Below are 17,676 nucleotides of genomic sequence, written 5' to 3' on the forward strand. Positions count from 1 at the left end.
ACAATTGTTAGCAGGAAAACATATTGCGTTATACGTTACCGGTGGAATTGCAGCTTATAAGGCGGCTTCTTTAGTGCGAGAATTAATTCGCCGTGGCGCAGAAGTTCGTGTGGCCGAAACCGAGGGAGCAACCGCTTTTGTAACTCCACTCACCTTTCAAGTGTTGAGTAAACACGTTGTTTATACGGATCGTTTTAAACAAGAAGATGCGGCTGAGGTGGCTCATATTGCTTTGGCTGATTGGACGGATATCGCGATCATTGCACCGGCTACAGCAGATGTTATTGGTAAATTAGCCAATGGGATTGCGGACGATTTTGTAACAACTGCATTATTGGCTACGGTTGCGCCAAAATATATTGCACCAGCAATGAACGTGCATATGTTGGCAAATTCGGCGGTAGCCCGTAATTTGGCCCAATTGCAGCAGGATGGGTTTGATGTGATTGATCCAGCCGTCGGTTTTCTTGCTGAAGGTTACTCTGGTAAGGGACGCTTGCCAGAGCCGCATGAAATTGCGGACTACGTTGCGCATAAATCTAATCCACAACAATTACCATTGCAGGGTAAAAAAGTTATTATTACGGCTGGAGGGACCCGTGAACGGTTAGATCCAGTTCGTTTTATTGGGAATGATTCATCCGGTAAAATGGGTTATGCCTTGGCGGAAGCTGCGCGTGATCTGGGGGCTGAAGTAATCTTAATTAGTGCAAAGACAAATCTAAGTGCACCAACTGGAATAATGCTTATTTCGGTGGAAACTGCGGCACAAATGAGTCAGGCGGTTCAGGCACAGTTTAAAACGGCCGCAATTGTTATTATGGCCGCAGCCGTTTCGGATTATCGGCCTAAACAGGTTGCTAAAGAAAAAATAAAGAAAACGGCGGTAACTTTAACTTTAGAATTAGAAAAAACGCCGGATATTTTGGCGACACTTGGGCAGAATAAACAACAACAATACTTAATTGGTTTTGCTGCAGAAACGCAGAATATTGCTGAATATGCCCAAGGAAAATTAACTGCCAAAAAAGCAAATATGATCGTTGCCAACGATGTTTCCAATCGTAATGCAGGTTTTAACGTTAGTACGAATAAAGTGACTATTTTCCGACCAAATCAAGGGCCGCTTGATTTGCCGTTAGCAGATAAACATGTTATTGCCCGGGAGATTTTGGCACAAGCAGTAGAAGATTTGAAGTTAAATTAGATCTAAACGAGAGGAGGGCCAATGGTGACGCAAATAGCAGAGGTAATTGTGGATGTTCCGACAATGCAGACTAATCGACCTTTTGATTACGCAATTCCAGCTAGTTTAACCAAGCAAATCAGTCCCGGAATGCGAGTTGTCGTTCCTTTCGGTAAACGTCAGTTGCAAGGTTTCGTTGTTGCGATTACCGATCAAAGTTCTTTTGAAGGTACTTTAAAAGAAATCGTTGCGGTAGTTGATTTGCGGCCAGTGCTCAACCATGAATTACTACAATTGTCGCAGTGGTTGGCCCAATCAACGTTTGCTTTTTGGATTAGTTGTTTACAAACCATGTTGCCAAGTGTCATGAAGGCTAGCTACGAAAAAACGGTTCGCCTGGAACCAACTGCTGACCCTAAATTAGCGACTGAATTATTTCAAGGTAAACAAGAAATTCCTTTTTCAGAGGCAACTAATTTAACTTCGGCCCATAAATTATTACAGTTACAAAAAGAGCAGCAAGTTGAAATTGTTTACCACGTTAATAATCGTGCGCATAAAAAAATGCTTAAAGGATTGTTGCCAACTAAATCAGTGGCCGAATGTGAAGCATTAAAAGCCAATTTAACCAAGTCTGCCAAAAAGCAGGCTTTATTGTTGGCTTATTTGACCTCAGTTGCAGGCCAAACGGAGGCAATTGCCTACCAGCAAGTGTTGGCGGCTGTTGCGGTATCACGCGAGACATTACGGACAGCAGCAAAGAAAGGCTGGTTCAAGGAGGTTGCGATTGAGCAATACCGTGATCCCTACGCTGGCCATACAGTTGAACACACACGGCCACGAGTTTTAACTGCAGAACAAGCGGCCGCCGTCACACAAATTAGTCAAGCGGTTAAAGAAAGCCAAAACGAGGTTTACTTAGTTGAAGGTGTAACTGGGAGTGGCAAAACTGAAATCTATTTGCAAGTGATTCAGGATGCGCTAAAGCTTGGTAAAACGGCGTTAATGTTAGTTCCAGAAATTGCCTTAACGCCCCAAATGGTTAATCGCGTTAAGGGCCGCTTTGGTGAGCGAGTGGCAATGTTGCATAGTGGTTTGTCGACTGGTGAGCGCTACGATGAATGGCGCCGAATTGAGCGCCAAGAGGCCCAAGTGGTTGTAGGAGCACGATCGGCTGTTTTTGCACCGTTAAGTCATTTAGGTGTAATTATTATGGACGAAGAACATGAGACAAGTTATAAACAAGATGATATGCCCCGGTACAATGCCCGGGATGTGGCCTTATGGCGGGCCAAGTATCACAATTGCCCTGTGATTTTAGGCAGTGCAACGCCTTCATTGGAATCCCGGGCGCGTGCACAAAAGGGCGTTTACCACTTAATTCGCCTGAAACACCGAGTGAATGATCGGCCTATGCCAGAAGTAACCGTTGTTGATATGAAAAATGAATTGAAGAAGACAACTGAAGGTAATTTTTCTGAGTTAATGTTGACGCAAATTCGGCAACGGCTGATTAGACATGAACAAAGTGTTTTGATGCTTAATCGCCGTGGCTTTTCGTCATTCGTGATGTGCCGGGATTGTGGTTTTGTTTTGAAATGTCCTAATTGTGATATTTCATTAACGTTACACATGGATACCCATTCAATGAAATGCCATTATTGTGGGCACGAAGAAGCAATCCCCAAGGTGTGCGCAAACTGTCACAGTCATAAAATACGTTATTATGGTACCGGCACCCAAAAAGTTGAAGCGGAGCTAAAGGAACTATTACCAACTGCCCGCATCTTACGAATGGATATTGACACAACTCGGCGCAAGGGTGCCCATGAAAAAATCTTAAATCAGTTTGGCCAGCATGATGCCGATATTTTACTTGGAACACAGATGATCGCTAAAGGGCTTGATTTTCCTGATGTCACTTTAGTTGGAGTCTTAAATGCGGATACGGCTTTGGGTCTGCCTGATTTTCGGGCCAGTGAACGAACTTTCCAGTTATTAACCCAGGTCAGCGGTCGTGCTGGGCGGGCCGATAAGAAGGGTGAAGTAGTTGTACAGACTTATAATCCGGAACACTACGCTATTCAATTGGCCCGGCATCATGACTACGAAGGTTTTTACAAGCGAGAAATGACGTTACGGCATCAAGGCAATTACCCGCCTTATTATTTCACTATTTTGCTAACGGCCAGCCATGAAGAAGAAAATTTGGCCGCAAAGAAAATTTTTCAATTAATGAATCAATTAAAACCAGTTTTATCCAAAAAAGCGATTATTTTAGGCCCAACACCACGGGCCATTGCACGAGTTAACCGGCGTTATTACTACCAAATGGTGATCAAATATAAAAATGAACCCAACCTAAACGCTGAATTAACAAAAATAATGCAAGACAATCAGGAAACCAAAAAGGGAATTCAGATCTCAATCGATCGTGAGCCGCTGAGTTTTATTTAAAAAGAAGTATGGCAAAGCGGATCATACGAACAAACTTCCGGGTGAAGTGTAGATTAACATTGAAGAATTAAGGAGGAGTTAAATTTGACGTCAATTGTATTTATGGGTACTCCAGAATTTTCGGCTCCAATTTTAGAAAGTTTGCTAAAACAAGGTTACGCAGTTTTGGCCGTTGTCACGCAACCAGATCGCCCAGTTGGTCGGAAGCATGTACTGACACCATCCCCGGTAAAACGAGTTGCTTTGGAACATCAATTAGAGGTACTGCAGCCGGAAAAATTAAGCGGTAGCCCCGAGGCACAACGAATTATTGACCTGGCACCAGATTTGATTGTTACGGCCGCTTTTGGTCAATTTTTACCTAAGAGTGTGCTTGCGGCACCAAAAATTGCGGCCTTAAATGTGCACGCCTCGTTGTTACCAAAATATCGCGGTGGTGCTCCGATTCAGTATTCACTTTTAAACGGTGAAAAAGAAACCGGCGTGACCATTATGAAGATGGTGATGAAGATGGATGCAGGTGATATTTTACGCCAGGAACGTTTACCAATTGAAGCCACGGATGATAGTGGTAGTTTGTTTGCCAAACTTAGTGTAGTGGGCGAACGGCTTTTACGTACGACGTTACCAGATTTCCTGGCCGGGAAGATAACGCCGCAAGTTCAAGATTCTGCTAAAGTAACCTTTGCCCCAAACATCAAACCAGAGCAAGAAGAAATTAATTTAGAAAATACGGCGCACCAAATTGATTGCCAAGTTCGGGCCTTGCGTCCAGAACCAGGTGCTTATGTTATGATGTTAGGTAAGCGAACTAAATTATGGTCGGTGGCACCTTTAGCAGAAAAAACGACCCAGGCACCAGGAAGTGTTGTTACAGTGACAAAGCACCAATTAACGCTTGCTGCTGGGGCGGGAAGTGTCTTTGCCGTTAATGAAATTCAGCCAGCAGGTAAAGCACGAATGCCAATAACGGCCTTTTTAAACGGTATTGGGCATGGTATTAAGGAAGGACAACAATTATTCGATGGCAAATAAATTAAAGCAAACACCACGTTATTTAGCAGTGGATATCTTAGAGCGAGTTGAAAAAGAGGGTAGTTACGCAAATATTGCCCTCGATCAAGTGCTTGATCGAGTACGCCTGAATTCAAGTGATGCGGGTTTACTGACTAATATAGTTTACGGGGTTATTCAACACCGGCTAACTTTAGATTATTGGTTAGCACCATTTATAAAAAAGCCACAGCAGTTAGAACACTGGGTACGGCAGGTATTACGGCTTTCCGTTTACCAAATGACTTATCTAGATAAAATTCCTAACCGGGCTATTTTTTATGAAGCAACCGAAATTGCTAAAAATCGTGGAAATCAGGGAACTGCTGGTTTGGTGACGGCCATTTTACGTAATATTCAACGAACTGGTTTGCGTGATCTTACGGAAATAGCGGATGCTGACGAACAAATGAGTATCAAATATAGTTTGCCGGTCTGGCTAGTTAAGAAGCTACAAACGGAATTAGGCCAGGCGAAGACCTTGGCAATTTTGGAACACATTAACGAACCACCAACAGCGTCAATTCGGGTTAATACGCGGGTGACTAACGCCGAAAAATTACAAACTGAATTGGCGGAGGTTGATCTACAGGTAGAGCCAAGCCATTTAACCCCCGTTGGTTTGGTGAGTCAAGGTGGTTTCTTTGCTGGGACGGCCGCTTTTGAGGCTGGCCAGTATACAGTACAGGACGAAAGTTCCATGTTGGTGGCAGCTAGTATGCAACTTAAACCGAATCAACAAGTTCTAGATGCTTGTGCAGCGCCTGGTGGGAAAACCACACATATTGCAACTTATCTAAATGCTGGGGCGGGCGTTCACGTGACTGCTTTGGATTTACACGCTAATAAGGTTCGTTTGATTGAAGAAAATGCTAATCGGTTGCACGTTTCTGATGTTGTTTCGGCCCAGGCAATGGATGCGCGGGATGTACACAGTAAATTTGCTGATGAGCAGTTTGATCGGATTTTGGTTGATGCACCTTGTTCTGGGCTTGGCTTGTTGCGGCGTAAACCTGAAATTAAGTATGCTCGTAGTGAGGCCGACTTACAGAACCTTAAAAAGATTCAATTGGCTATTTTAAATAGTGTTGCCAAGAAGGTAAAAATCGGTGGTATTTTGACCTACAGTACGTGTACAATTGTTGATGAAGAAAATCAGCAGGTTATTGAAAAATTTAGACAGCAGCACCCAGAATTTGACTTAATTCCGGTTAAAACTGATTATGACTTAACGGTTGAAACGGAACCATATATGAAGCTTTATCCAGACGATTACCGAACGGATGGTTTCTTTATCTGCTGTCTACAGCGAAAAACGAGGTAGTTTTCATGAAGTTTGCCTATCGGACGGATGTGGGTCAAAAACGACCAAATAATGAGGATTATGTCAGTGTTTATCAAAATCGCTCCGGCGTTCATTTTGCGATTGTTGCGGATGGTATGGGTGGTCATTTAGGCGGTGACGTTGCTTCGGCAATGGCCGTTTTACATATTGGATATGATTTTGAACAAACAACCTTTAAAAAAGTTGAACCAATCGTTTCTTGGTTAGTCACGGAGTTACAAAAAGAAAATCAACATATCTTAACAAAATCCCAGCAGTACGTTGATCTTAGTGGTATGGGAACTACTTTTGTTGCCGTTATTTACTTTCAAAATGAATATATTATTGCCAACATTGGGGATAGTCGTGCTTATTTATACCGAAACGGCAAGTTAGCTCAATTGACTGAAGATCATTCTTTGGTTAATGAGTTAGTTAAGCACGGGGAAATTAGTAAAGAAGCCGCCCGCCATCACCCGCAAAAAAATATTATTACCCGAACGTTAGGTGTTTCTGCGGAGGCCGATGCGGATGTGACTGTTCGGCAGTCACAGTACGGTGATTATATTTTGCTCTGTTCTGATGGTCTGACTAACATGGTCAGTGATGATGAAATTACGGCGGTATTGGCAAGTGAGCTTAGCCTACAAGCAAAATGTGATCAGTTGATTAAACAGGCGAACGCGGCCGGTGGATTAGATAATATTACTGCCTTGCTACTCTTTGAGGATCGTGAGGTGAAGAGCCGATGATGGAAGATGGCTATAAAATAGATGGTCGTTACGAGATCCGTAAGCCAATTGGTGAAGGCGGGATGGCTAACGTTTATTTGGCGCGGGATTTAATTCTTGATCGCGATGTCGCCATTAAAATTCTGCGTTTAGATTTGCAGAACGATCCTGACACAATTCGTCGTTTTCAACGGGAAGAATTAGCGTCAACTGAGTTAGTTCACCCGAATATCGTTGAGGTTTACGACGTTGGCGAAGATAGTGGCATGCAGTATATCGTAATGGAATACGTTAAAGGAACCGACTTAAAACGCTACATTGCCCGTAATTTTCCCATCGCTTACCCCCAGGTCATTAAAATGATGTTAGCCATTTTGGCCGCGGTTGGTGAGGCTCACGCCCACGGGATAATTCACCGTGACTTAAAGCCGCAAAATATTTTAGTTGATGAAACCGGTCAAGTGAAAATTACGGATTTTGGAATTGCGGTGGCCTTGTCGGAGAATTCAATTACTCAGACTAATTCAATGCTGGGTTCGGTTCACTATTTGTCACCTGAACAGGCTCGGGGCAGTATTGCAACCAAGCGTTCCGATATTTATTCATTGGGCATTATTTTGTACGAAATGTTAACCAGTAAGGTTCCTTTCGAGGGTGAAACTGCTGTCAGTATCGCCTTAAAACATTTTCAAAATCAAATTCCCTCCGTTCGCGAATTTGATCATAATATTCCCCAATCACTAGAGAATGTTGTCTTGAAGGCGACGGCCAAAGTTCCAATAGAACGCTACGCGGACGTTTCCGAAATGGCTGCTGATTTGAAAACAAGTTTGAATGTAGATCGGGCGGCTGAAGCGAAGTTTAAGCCTGAAATTGATCAAGAGGAAACAAAAGTGATCACGCCGATTTCACAGTTGAACGATCGGTTGCCCAAAGATGAGGGTGACGTCACGACGTACACAGCGAAACATCATACTGAAGAAAAGAAACCAGTCGATAATTCGGCAACTAAGGCGGCTTTACAGCAACAGAAACAAAAGCGGCGAACACCGCTATTACTAGCCTTGTTGGCGATTATAATTTTAATTCTATTAGGTGGCGGTGTTTATGCTTACCAAGAAATGATGAGTACACAAGTTCCGAACGTTGTCGGGCTAACGCAAACTCAGGCGCAAAAAAGATTGGCCGCTAAAAATTTACAGTTAGGCAGAACAACGCGGCAAACTGATCAAAAAATCACTAATGGTAGGGTGATTCGTTCAACACCTAAGGGACACGTAAAGCGAAATAGTCGGGTTAGCTTGGTTATTAGCCAAGGAAAAGCGAAGGTGCGGGTAGTTGATTACACAGGACAATCCTATTCGGCGGCGGCAAAAGAGTTACGAAAAAAAGGTTTTCGAGTTAAGCAAACAGTGACCGCTTCTACTGCTACAGCCAAGGGTGTGGTGATGACCCAAAACGTTACCGCCGGCAGCCATGTTGTACCAGAAAAAACAACGGTTAGGCTGACGGTTAGTGCTGGACAGGGGGCTTTTGGGTTAAGTAATTTGATTAATTGGTCACAGGCTAGCGCACAAGAATACGCCAGTAGTATGGGACTTGATTTAACGCTTAAGACGGCCTTTTCTGACTCAGTTCGTTCCGGTGCGGTTATGGCCCAAAAGCCTGTTGCTGGTAAGTACGCTCAACCAGGAGATCAGTTAATCGTAACAATTTCGCGAGGCCAAAAACCTGCAAATGACATCAGCTTTACCGAAAAAGTCACTGTTCCTTACGATAAAAGCACTGGGAGTAGTAATCAGGTTGTTATTTATATTGGCGATGATGCACACGACATTGGAACGGTATACCAGCAATCAGTTATGACTAAAACAACAACTTTTAAATTACCATTTACGCTGAAACCTGAGGCTAGCGGTCAGTACCGAGTTGTTCGGGATGGGACTACGGTAAGTGAAAACAATAATGTAACGAAATAAGTTAAACTTTGGTAAACTAGAAAGTATCTAAAGAGCGTTTAATTTCTACTCCGTAATTGGGCAAGTATTAATTAAGTGGAGAAACTGCTTTTTAGATGTACAATCCGTTTACCTGTGAGGGGTCGGAAACGGCCTCTTTTTTAAATAAAGGGAGGTTACAGTTTGGCCACAGGACAAATTCGCAAGGCGTTAAGCGGTTTTTATTATGTTTACGCTGATCAACAAACGTTTCAAACGCGAGGCCGGGGCAATTTTCGCAAGCGTGGTTTAACGCCACTTGTCGGTGATTACGTTCGTTTTGAAAGTACCAACTTAAATGAAGGTTACGTTCTGGAACTTTTACCGCGAAAAAATCAGTTAGTGCGTCCACCAGTTGCTAATATCGATCAGGCGGTTGTGGTGACCTCGGCGGTGAAGCCTGATTTTTCAAGTAATTTATTGGACCGCTTTCTAATTACTTTAGAGGCTAACGGTATTAAGCCAATTATATATTTGACCAAAACCGATTTACTTTCGCCGGCGCGTTATCAGGAATTACAAACAACGCTGGCTTATTACCGGCAGTTAGGTTACCCAACTTTAGTGGCGAGAGAACCGTACGCTAAAACAAGTGTCGCCGAATTGACAGCCCATTTTAAGGATAAGTTGACTGTTTTTACAGGACAATCAGGTGCTGGAAAATCAACCTTGTTGAACCACATATCACCGGATTTAAATTTAAAAACGGCGGCCGTTTCTGAAAGCCTCTCCCGGGGGAAACATACCACGCGCCACGTTGAATTGTTACCCTTATTTGGCGGCCTAGTAGCTGATACACCAGGATTTTCGGCACTAAACTTAGCAGAAATTGATTTGGAGGAGTTAGGCCGACTTTTCCCAGAATTTATGCAGGCAGCACCACTATGTAAGTTTCGTGAATGTCAGCACGATAAGGAACCTGGCTGTGAAGTTAAACGCCAGGTTGAAGCAGGAACAATTTTAAAAAGCCGTTATGAAAACTACTTGCAATTTCGTGAAGAAAAAAAAGCTGAAAAGCCTAAGTACGGTAAGGGAGGAAAATATTGATGAAAATTGCACCTTCAATTTTAAGTGCTGATTTTGCAAATTTGGCACGTGATGTGAAATTAGTTGAAAACGCTGGCGCCGATTACTTGCACGTTGACGTGATGGATGGCCATTTTGTCCCCAACATTACGTTTGGCCCTAGTGTCGTTGCTGCTTTACGTCCAGTCACCAAGTTAACCTTGGACTGCCATTTAATGATTGAGCACCCAGAAAACTACATCAAGGACTTTGCGCAGGCTGGCGCTGATTTATTAACCATTCACGTGGAAAGTACACCCCATTATTACCGGGCAATTCAAATGACTAAAGAGGCCGGCCTAAAAGCCGGGGTGGTCGTTAACCCAGGAACACCGCTTGAATTGATTAAGAATGTTTTCCCGCTAGTTGATCAGGTGCTGGTCATGACCGTGAATCCTGGTTTTGGCGGACAAAAGTTTTTACCAGATATGCTGGCTAAAGTTAAGCGCCTAGATCAATTACGGCAAACGAATGATAAATATCACTTTGACATTGAAGTTGATGGCGGTATTAATGCAGAAACGATCAAGACTTGCGCGGCCGCAGGTGCCGATGTTTTCGTCGCTGGCTCTTACATCTACGAGGCCGCCGATCCTGCCGTCCGTTTGCAAACTTTAAAAAATAATGTGGCCATCTATGACGCGGATTAATTTATTGGTTGGTGGGCCAACTGATTTATGGCCGCAAGAGTTGACGGAAAATCCCTTAGCGATTCCCGGAAAGTGGCTTAGTGCTGATCGGGGAACTTTACGCCTGTTACGTTTGGGGATCATCCCTGAAATTGCGGTGGGGGATTATGATTCACTTTCTCCCCGGGAATTTAATCAAGTTCAGGCGCAAGTGGCGGATATTCGAACGGCAGTTACTGATAAAGATGATACCGATACTGAATTGGCCCTGGTACTCGCCTTACAGGAATTTCACGCACAACAAGTGGTAATCTACGGCGCGACGGGCGGACGGTTAGATCATTTTCTTGATAATCTGTTTATGCTTTTGGAGGCACGATTTTTGCCGTTTATTGAACGAATTAAATTAGTGGATAAGCAAAATAATTTTCGCTTTTTTAATCCAGGGGTCCATTCAATTGTTAGCGATCCTGATAAGCATTATTTAGGTTTCGGGCCGTTGACGGCAGTAAAGGGTCTCACGTTGTATGACACTAAATACCGCTTGCGTGATGCTGACGTTGCACAACCAATTATGTACGCCAGCAACCAATTCACGAAACGTTCGGCAACCTTTTCGTTTCGCAGTGGGGTTGTTTGTGTGATTCAAAGTTCGGATGAAGCAAATTAAATATTTTACGCCAATAAAAAAAGAGTTGGGATTTCCCCCAACTCTTTTTTAATCGCTTAAACGCGAGTTACTTTACCAGATTTCAAAGTACGTGCAGATACCCAAACGCGTTTTGGTTTACCATCTACTAAAATACGTACTTTTTGTAAATTAGGTTTCCAGTTACGCCGGCTATGGTTCAACGCATGCGAACGTTTGTTACCGAAGTTAGTACCTTGTCCGGTTAAAAAGTCTTTTGCCATGAGATTGCCTCCTTTACCGAAACTTTTTAAGGTTATTCATTAAACACTTACTTGAATAAATTTAGCATAATCCGACCATGATTGCAATAGATTTCTTTCAAGTAATTTTGCTTGACAGCACCTTAGCTAATTGCCAAAATGTGAAATGAGAACATCACAGCTTGCAGAACGGACAACGTAACTTGCCGTTGAACCAACTAGAGCCCGGGCAACAACACCCTTACCAGTTGGGCCTAGCAGAATGAGATCAACGGCATGATCAATGGTAAAGTCATGGGCAATGACCGTCTTAGGATTGCCAAAGCGAATATGAATATCGAGATCAGTGAAGCCATAGTTTGCGGCTTCTTCTTTTAAACCATTTAGTTGATTTTGTGTTTTTTTAACTAGTCGATCAGTATAATTATCACGCTCTTCACTCTTTTTAAAATCATAGTGGTAGTCCTCGTTCCAAATATCGAGAACTGTCAGTAAGAAGATATGTCCGTGATTTGTGCGGGCAGTTTGCAGTGCTTGTAAGAAAGCATTATGTGCTTGTTTTGATCCATCAATTGCAACAAGAATATTTTGGTAAGCCTGTGCCATTGTCACCACTCCCATCTAATTCAAACCTTAAAGTTAGTATACCGCTTGCCTTTGTGTGATGACAGCATAAAGCTAGGAAGTGCTTAAAAAGATGCTGATTTTGCTTTTTTAACACGTTTCTGCTAAATTAAGCTGCAAAGTACTGGTAAGGTAATTTGCAAATATGGCTGGTTTACCCGTTTGAATTTAGCATTATTGAAAAACAGGCCGACTTTTATTTAAACGGGGGCTATGATAGAATATCGTGTAGATTGTTTTTCAAGGAGGTTACTTAGTATGGCTGTTCGAATTAAGACCCAATACGGGACGATTGATATTTCCAATACGGTCATTGCAACGGTTGTTGGTGGTGCCGCAACGGATGTGTACGGCATTATCGGTATGGCCAGTAAAAATCAAATTCGTGATAATTTAAATGATATTTTAAGAAAAGAAAACTACGCACGTGGGGTTGTTGTTCGCCAAGAAGAAAATGGCGTTGCAATTGACGTCTACATTATTGTTGGTTATGGCACTAAAATTTCAGAAGTTTGTCGTAATGTCCAAGATAAAGTGAAGTATAATTTAGAAACAATGCTCGGTGTTTCGGCAAATTCCGTGAATGTTTTTGTTCAAGGTGTCCGGGTGTTAGCCGATTAATGAGGAGGATCTGTTTTGGAAGTAACTGAAATAAGAGCAGAAAAATTTCAAGATATGGTGCGGATCGGCTCCCACCGTTTAAATAAGAATGCTGATTTTGTTAACTCACTAAATGTTTTTCCCGTTCCTGATGGTGACACTGGAACAAATATGAGTTTGTCATTTGGCAGTGGGGCTAAGGCGGTTAATGAGGCCAAGGTAACAACTGTTGGTGATCTTGCCCAGGCGCTTGCTAAGGGGCTTTTAATGGGCGCTCGTGGTAATTCTGGTGTCATTACATCACAGCTTTTCCGTGGCTTTGCTAAAAGTGTGGCTGGCAAATCAACGCTTAGCGCACAAGATTTGACCCAAGCCTTGATGAGTGGTGTCGAGACGGCCTATAAGGCTGTAATGAAGCCAGTCGAAGGGACAATTCTAACAGTTGCCCGTGAAGCTGCGCGGGCTGCAAATAAGACCGTTAAAACAACGGATGATGCCACCGAAGTTATGCGGGCGGTGGTCATTGCTGCTAAGGAATCTTTGGCTAAAACACCTGATTTATTGCCGGTTTTAAAAGAAGTTGGTGTGGTTGATTCTGGTGGCCAGGGGCTTGTATTTGTCTATGAGGGCTTTTTGGAAGGGCTCTCCGGTGATGCAGAAAACGAGGATGTTTATACCCCTGATGAAAGTGAAATGGATGAGATGGTTAACGCCATGCATCATCAGAGCGTTCAGAGTCAAATTGCTACCGATGACATTGAGTACGGCTATTGCACTGAAATGATGGTCGGTTTAGGCCAAGATGGTGCAACCAAGCAATTTAATTATGACGATTTTCGCAATTATTTAGATGGCTTAGGTAATTCATTATTAGTTGTTAATGATGAAGAGGTTGTTAAGGTCCACGTTCACACTGAGCATCCAGGAACGGTGTTAAATTACGGCCACCAGTTTGGCTCAATGATGAAGATTAAGATTGATAACATGCGCCTACAGCACGAAACAATTTTGGAACACGATGAAGAAGAAAGAAACGAGCCCGCTGAGCCAGTTGATTATGGGATTGTTGCAATTGTTTCTGGTAAAGGTGTTGGCGATCTCTTCAAGAGTCTTGGTGCCACGGTTATTTTAAGTGGTGGTCAAACAATGAATCCTAGTACGGCTGATATTGTAGCGGCCATCAAGCAGGCTAACGCTAAGCGAGTTTTGGTGTTGCCAAATAATGGGAATATTTTATTAGCGGCCCAGGAAGCGGCAAAGGTCGTTGAAATTCCAGTTGAAATTGTGCCAAGTAAAACAATTTCCCAAGGAATGACCTCACTGCTTGCTTTCAATCCTGGTGATGATCTAAAAACGAATCAAACTAATATGCAATCCAGTTTGGCCGATGTGATCAGTGGTCAAGTGACGAAGGCTATTCGCGATACCACCATCGACGGGCTTGAAATTCATAAAGATGATTTTATGGGCATTATTGATGGTAAAATCAAGATTTCAGAGCCAGATCGGCAGCAGGCCGCTCAAAAAATGATTCAGGCCATGCTAAATGAAGATAGTGAAATTGTGACGCTTCTTGTTGGTGAAGGTGGTACAAAACAAGAAGCCCAGGCCATTGCTGATCAAATCACGGAAGCTAATGAAGATATCGAAGTGGAAATCCACGATGGTGGGCAGCCCGTTTATCCGTATTTAGTTTCGGTGGAATAATTAAATTTTATAGTTAAGTTATGGTGGGTTAAAGGACATTTCTGGATGATTAAGTGATGCTTATTCAAGAAACTAATTGTCTTTTAACCCATGTTTTTGTTTGGAGAGAGGAGAAAATAATGGTTGTTGGAAAAAGTTTGCAGGATTCCGTTGCTGTTTTGCCTGGAGTTGGTCCCAAACGTGTGCAGGCTCTTAGCGAATTAAAAATTACAACAATCGCCGATTTATTACATTATTTTCCCTTTCGTTATGAAGATCTTAAAGTTGTTGATTTAAATGAGGCCGCCGATCAAGAAAAGGTGACGCTAAAAGGAACCGTCGTCTCAGATGCAATTGTGAGTCGTTTTGGCCGCGGTCGTAATCGGTTAAACGTCCGGCTCTTAATTAAGCACGATGTAATCATAGTCACTTTCTTTAACCAACCATGGCTTAAGGATAAATTTGTGACCGGCGCCGAAATTGCAATCTATGGTAAGTGGGACGCCAAGCGAAAAAGTTTGACTGGCATGAAAGTACTGGCGGTTAAAAATTCCAATAATCCAGCGTTTGCGTCTATTTACAGTGTTAGTAAGAACATTCATCAGAGTACGCTGGTAAAGCTTATTCGCGATGCTTTTACAAGCTACCAGGATTGTATTAGTGATATTATTCCGGCCGCATTGCAACAAAAGTACCGATTACTTTCCGAAAAAGCGACAATTGCCGGAATGCATTTTCCAAAAACACAGCAAGAAGCAAATGCCGCCCGGCGAACCGCTATTTTCGAAGAGTTCTTTTTGTTTCAAATGACAATGCAGTTAGTTAAGCAGCGTGAACAGGCGCCGCAAGAGGGCATGGTGGTTGCTTATGATAATCAGAAGTTACGGGCCTTTATTAAGACCTTACCGTTTGAATTAACCAACGCCCAAAAGCGAGTTGTTAACGAGATTTGTCGTGATTTAAAATCAACGAAACACATGAATCGACTACTGCAAGGTGATGTTGGTAGTGGGAAAACGATCGTGGCTGCAATTGTGATGTACGCCGCGGTTACTGCTGGACTGCAGGCGGCCTTGATGGCACCAACCGAAATTTTGGCGGAACAGCACTACAAGAACTTGACCAAGTTATTTGCGCCGTTTAACGTCAAAATTGTGCTGTTAACTGGTTCAACTAAAACTAAGGTCCGGAAAGAAATTTTAGCTGGTCTTGCTGCTGGAACCGTTCAGATGATTATCGGAACGCACGCATTAATCCAAAAGGGCGTTGATTTTTCCGATTTAGGGTTAGCAATTACTGATGAGCAACACCGTTTTGGGGTAAATCAGCGGCGGATTTTACGAGAAAAGGGTTACCGGCCTGATATTTTGGCAATGACGGCCACGCCGATCCCGCGTACTTTAGCAATCACGGCCTTTGGAGAAATGGATGTTTCAACAATTGACGAGCTGCCGGCCGGGCGAATTCCGATTAAAACCTCTTGGATTCGTAGTAACCAGGTTCCTAATGCACTAACTTTTATGCAAAAAGAATTGGCCAAGCATAACCAGGCCTACGTCATTACACCCTTAATCGAAGAATCGGAAAGTATGGATTTAAAGAACGCGCAAGAAATCTACCAGAATATGCAATTGGCCTTTGAACCAACTTACCGGGTTGGCTTACTTCATGGGCAAATGAAGGCCGACGAAAAAGAGTCGGTAATGGCTGATTTTAAGGCCAATGATTTTCAAGTTCTTGTGGCGACAACAGTAATTGAAGTTGGTGTTGATGTTCCTAATGCGACGACCATGTTAATTTTTGATGCTGATCGTTTTGGCCTATCGCAACTTCACCAGTTGCGCGGCCGAATTGGGCGGGGGAAGGCTGCCTCTTTCTGTATTTTAGTTGCTGATCCCAAAAATCAAACTGGAATTGAACGAATGCAAGTCATGACGGAAACTAACGATGGGTTTAAAGTTTCGCAAAAAGATTTAGAATTACGGGGACCCGGGGACGTTCTTGGTGAAAAGCAGTCCGGCATGCCCGAATTCAAAGTTGGTGATCCGGTCGCTGACTTTGCGGTTTTAGAGACGGCACAACTGGAAGCACAAAAATTATTAACGAATAATAACTTAGATTTATCGGCCAATGAACAACTGAAGGACTATTTGGAACATGAAACTAAGGCTTACCAGAACTTAGATTGAGAGGCGTTTATAATGAAATTAGCAGTTGATGCGATGGGCGGCGACAACGCACCCAAGACAATTATTGAGGGCGTTGAACGTGCCCGGGATAAATTTCCTGATATTGAGTTTCAGTTATACGGTGACGAAAAGAAAATTCGCGCTGAAATCAAGTCGGAAACAAGATTAACGGTTGTTCCCACAACGGAAGAGATTTTAGATACCGAAGAGCCAGTTCGCGCCGTCCGTCGTAAAAAGGATGCGTCGATGGTTGTTGCTGCCCAGGCGGTTAAAGCTGGCAAAGCTGACGCAATTTTTTCAGCGGGGAGTACTGGGGCGCTATTGGCCTCTGGGTTATTTATTATTGGCCGAATTAAAGGAATTGATCGGCCAGGCTTAATGCCGACCTTGCCTGATTTTAAGAATGATGGCCAGTTCAATATCTTGGATATTGGTGCTAACGCTGATACAAAACCAGATAATCTTTACCAGTATGCGGTATTAGGTAACTATTACGCTAAAAATATGCGCCAAATTGATAATCCCCGGATTGCGTTATTAAATAATGGCACGGAGCCTGAAAAAGGTGATTTGGTGCATAAAGCGGCCTATCAACTCTTGGCGGCCAATCCTGATTTGAATTTCGTTGGAAACATCGAAGCACGTGAATTATTAAACGGTGCGGCGGACGTTGTTGTAACGGATGGTTTTACTGGTAACGCGGCTTTGAAATCAATGGAAGGTACAGCAATGGCGATTATGCGTTTACTTAAAAAGACAATCATGGCCAGTGGCACTCGGGGTAAACTTGGTGGGCTCCTGTTAAAGCCAAGTTTAAATACGATGCGGGATGCCTTTGATTATTCACGTTATGGTGGAGCTGTATTACTAGGTTTGCAGGCTCCAGTGGTTAAAACTCACGGGACGGCCTCACCAGATGCCGTCTATTACACGGTTAGTCAAATTCGCGACATGGTGCAAAATAATGTTGTCACTGATGTAGTGGACTATTTTGGCAAGCATCAATTAGAAAAGCATCCGGAAAATAAATAAGTTTGACTAGACAAGTTGTTTGAAAAACAGTAAACTACTTATGAACTTCAGCCATTTAGAATTTTTCGGCTCTCTGTCAAATCCTGTTGATAGCCAATTTTACAGTGTTAGAAGTTAGGCAACTTCTAATGCTGTTTTTTTATTTGGTTTGGTGCGCATTTGTTGTAGTTTGATCCGTGAAACTAAATGGTGATAGTTGCGAAAACCAAAGG

Annotated in this window: 15 protein-coding genes; 13 read left to right on the forward strand and 2 right to left on the reverse strand. The window is 43.0% G+C overall.

The annotated features are described in order from the left end of the window. Positions 1-4: 4 nt before the first annotated feature. The 9 genes from coaBC (at position 5) to EKM61_RS04860 (ending at position 11,112) form a co-directional block, all read left to right on the forward strand. Positions 5-1,207, forward strand: coding sequence for a bifunctional phosphopantothenoylcysteine decarboxylase/phosphopantothenate--cysteine ligase CoaBC (gene coaBC, locus EKM61_RS04820; RefSeq protein WP_068280417.1), 1,203 nt, complete (start codon positions 5-7; stop codon positions 1,205-1,207). Positions 1,208-1,231: 24 nt separating this feature from the next. Beyond that, positions 1,232-3,643 carry a primosomal protein N' gene (gene priA / locus EKM61_RS04825; RefSeq protein ID WP_068223855.1) on the forward strand — a complete coding sequence of 804 codons (2,412 nt, stop codon included), beginning with the start codon at positions 1,232-1,234 and terminating at the stop codon, positions 3,641-3,643. 84 nt (positions 3,644-3,727) lie between these two features. Continuing rightward, on the forward strand, positions 3,728-4,678 hold the full coding sequence (gene fmt / locus EKM61_RS04830; protein WP_068223859.1) for a methionyl-tRNA formyltransferase: 951 nt from the start codon (positions 3,728-3,730) through the stop codon (positions 4,676-4,678). Further along, the gene (gene rsmB, locus EKM61_RS04835) at positions 4,668-6,020 is read left to right on the forward strand and encodes a 16S rRNA (cytosine(967)-C(5))-methyltransferase RsmB (protein ID WP_068376975.1); all 1,353 of its coding nucleotides are present in this window, start codon (positions 4,668-4,670) and stop codon (positions 6,018-6,020) included. The genes fmt and rsmB overlap by 11 nt, the downstream gene beginning before the upstream one ends. A gap of 5 nt (positions 6,021-6,025) precedes the next feature. Then, positions 6,026-6,772 (forward strand): Stp1/IreP family PP2C-type Ser/Thr phosphatase, encoded by a 747-nt coding sequence (locus EKM61_RS04840; RefSeq protein ID WP_068376971.1) that lies wholly within the window; start codon positions 6,026-6,028, stop codon positions 6,770-6,772. After that, positions 6,769-8,730, forward strand: coding sequence for a Stk1 family PASTA domain-containing Ser/Thr kinase (pknB, locus tag EKM61_RS04845; protein WP_068223870.1), 1,962 nt, complete (start codon positions 6,769-6,771; stop codon positions 8,728-8,730). The genes EKM61_RS04840 and pknB overlap by 4 nt, the downstream gene beginning before the upstream one ends. 162 nt (positions 8,731-8,892) lie before the next feature. Then, a complete protein-coding gene (gene rsgA / locus EKM61_RS04850; RefSeq protein ID WP_068223872.1) occupies positions 8,893-9,795 on the forward strand; it encodes a ribosome small subunit-dependent GTPase A in 903 nt (300 codons plus the stop codon). Next, positions 9,795-10,463: a ribulose-phosphate 3-epimerase gene (rpe, locus tag EKM61_RS04855; RefSeq protein WP_068223875.1), complete on the forward strand. Its 669-nt coding sequence runs from the start codon at positions 9,795-9,797 to the stop codon at positions 10,461-10,463. The genes rsgA and rpe overlap by 1 nt, the downstream gene beginning before the upstream one ends. Further along, a complete protein-coding gene (locus EKM61_RS04860; protein ID WP_068223878.1) occupies positions 10,450-11,112 on the forward strand; it encodes a thiamine diphosphokinase in 663 nt (220 codons plus the stop codon). Before rpe ends, EKM61_RS04860 begins: the two co-directional genes overlap by 14 nt. A 56-nt stretch (positions 11,113-11,168) precedes the next feature. Here the strand turns inward: EKM61_RS04860 and rpmB are convergent, their stop codons facing one another. Both rpmB and EKM61_RS04870 read right to left on the reverse strand, forming a co-directional pair. Next, positions 11,169-11,354, reverse strand: coding sequence for a 50S ribosomal protein L28 (gene rpmB, locus EKM61_RS04865; protein WP_068223881.1), 186 nt, complete (start codon positions 11,352-11,354; stop codon positions 11,169-11,171). A gap of 126 nt (positions 11,355-11,480) precedes the next feature. After that, positions 11,481-11,939, reverse strand: a complete 459-nt coding sequence (locus EKM61_RS04870; protein WP_068223885.1) for a universal stress protein — start codon at positions 11,937-11,939, stop codon at positions 11,481-11,483. 276 nt (positions 11,940-12,215) lie between these two features. On the opposite strand from EKM61_RS04870, the gene EKM61_RS04875 reads away from it, so the two are divergent. The 4 genes from EKM61_RS04875 (at position 12,216) to plsX (ending at position 17,464) form a co-directional block, all read left to right on the forward strand. Continuing rightward, positions 12,216-12,578 carry an Asp23/Gls24 family envelope stress response protein gene (locus EKM61_RS04875; protein WP_068223889.1) on the forward strand — a complete coding sequence of 121 codons (363 nt, stop codon included), beginning with the start codon at positions 12,216-12,218 and terminating at the stop codon, positions 12,576-12,578. Between the two features lie 15 nt (positions 12,579-12,593). Next, positions 12,594-14,264, forward strand: coding sequence for a DAK2 domain-containing protein (locus tag EKM61_RS04880; protein WP_068223891.1), 1,671 nt, complete (start codon positions 12,594-12,596; stop codon positions 14,262-14,264). Positions 14,265-14,383: 119 nt separating this feature from the next. After that, entirely contained in the window at positions 14,384-16,432 is a 2,049-nt protein-coding gene (gene recG, locus EKM61_RS04885) for an ATP-dependent DNA helicase RecG (RefSeq protein WP_068223893.1), read from the forward strand. A 12-nt stretch (positions 16,433-16,444) separates the two neighbouring features. Further along, positions 16,445-17,464, forward strand: a complete 1,020-nt coding sequence (plsX, locus tag EKM61_RS04890; RefSeq protein ID WP_068223896.1) for a phosphate acyltransferase PlsX — start codon at positions 16,445-16,447, stop codon at positions 17,462-17,464. Positions 17,465-17,676 lie beyond the last annotated feature (212 nt).

This window comes from Loigolactobacillus backii (assembly GCF_003946275.1).
Classification (GTDB): Bacteria; Bacillota; Bacilli; order Lactobacillales; family Lactobacillaceae; genus Loigolactobacillus; species Loigolactobacillus backii.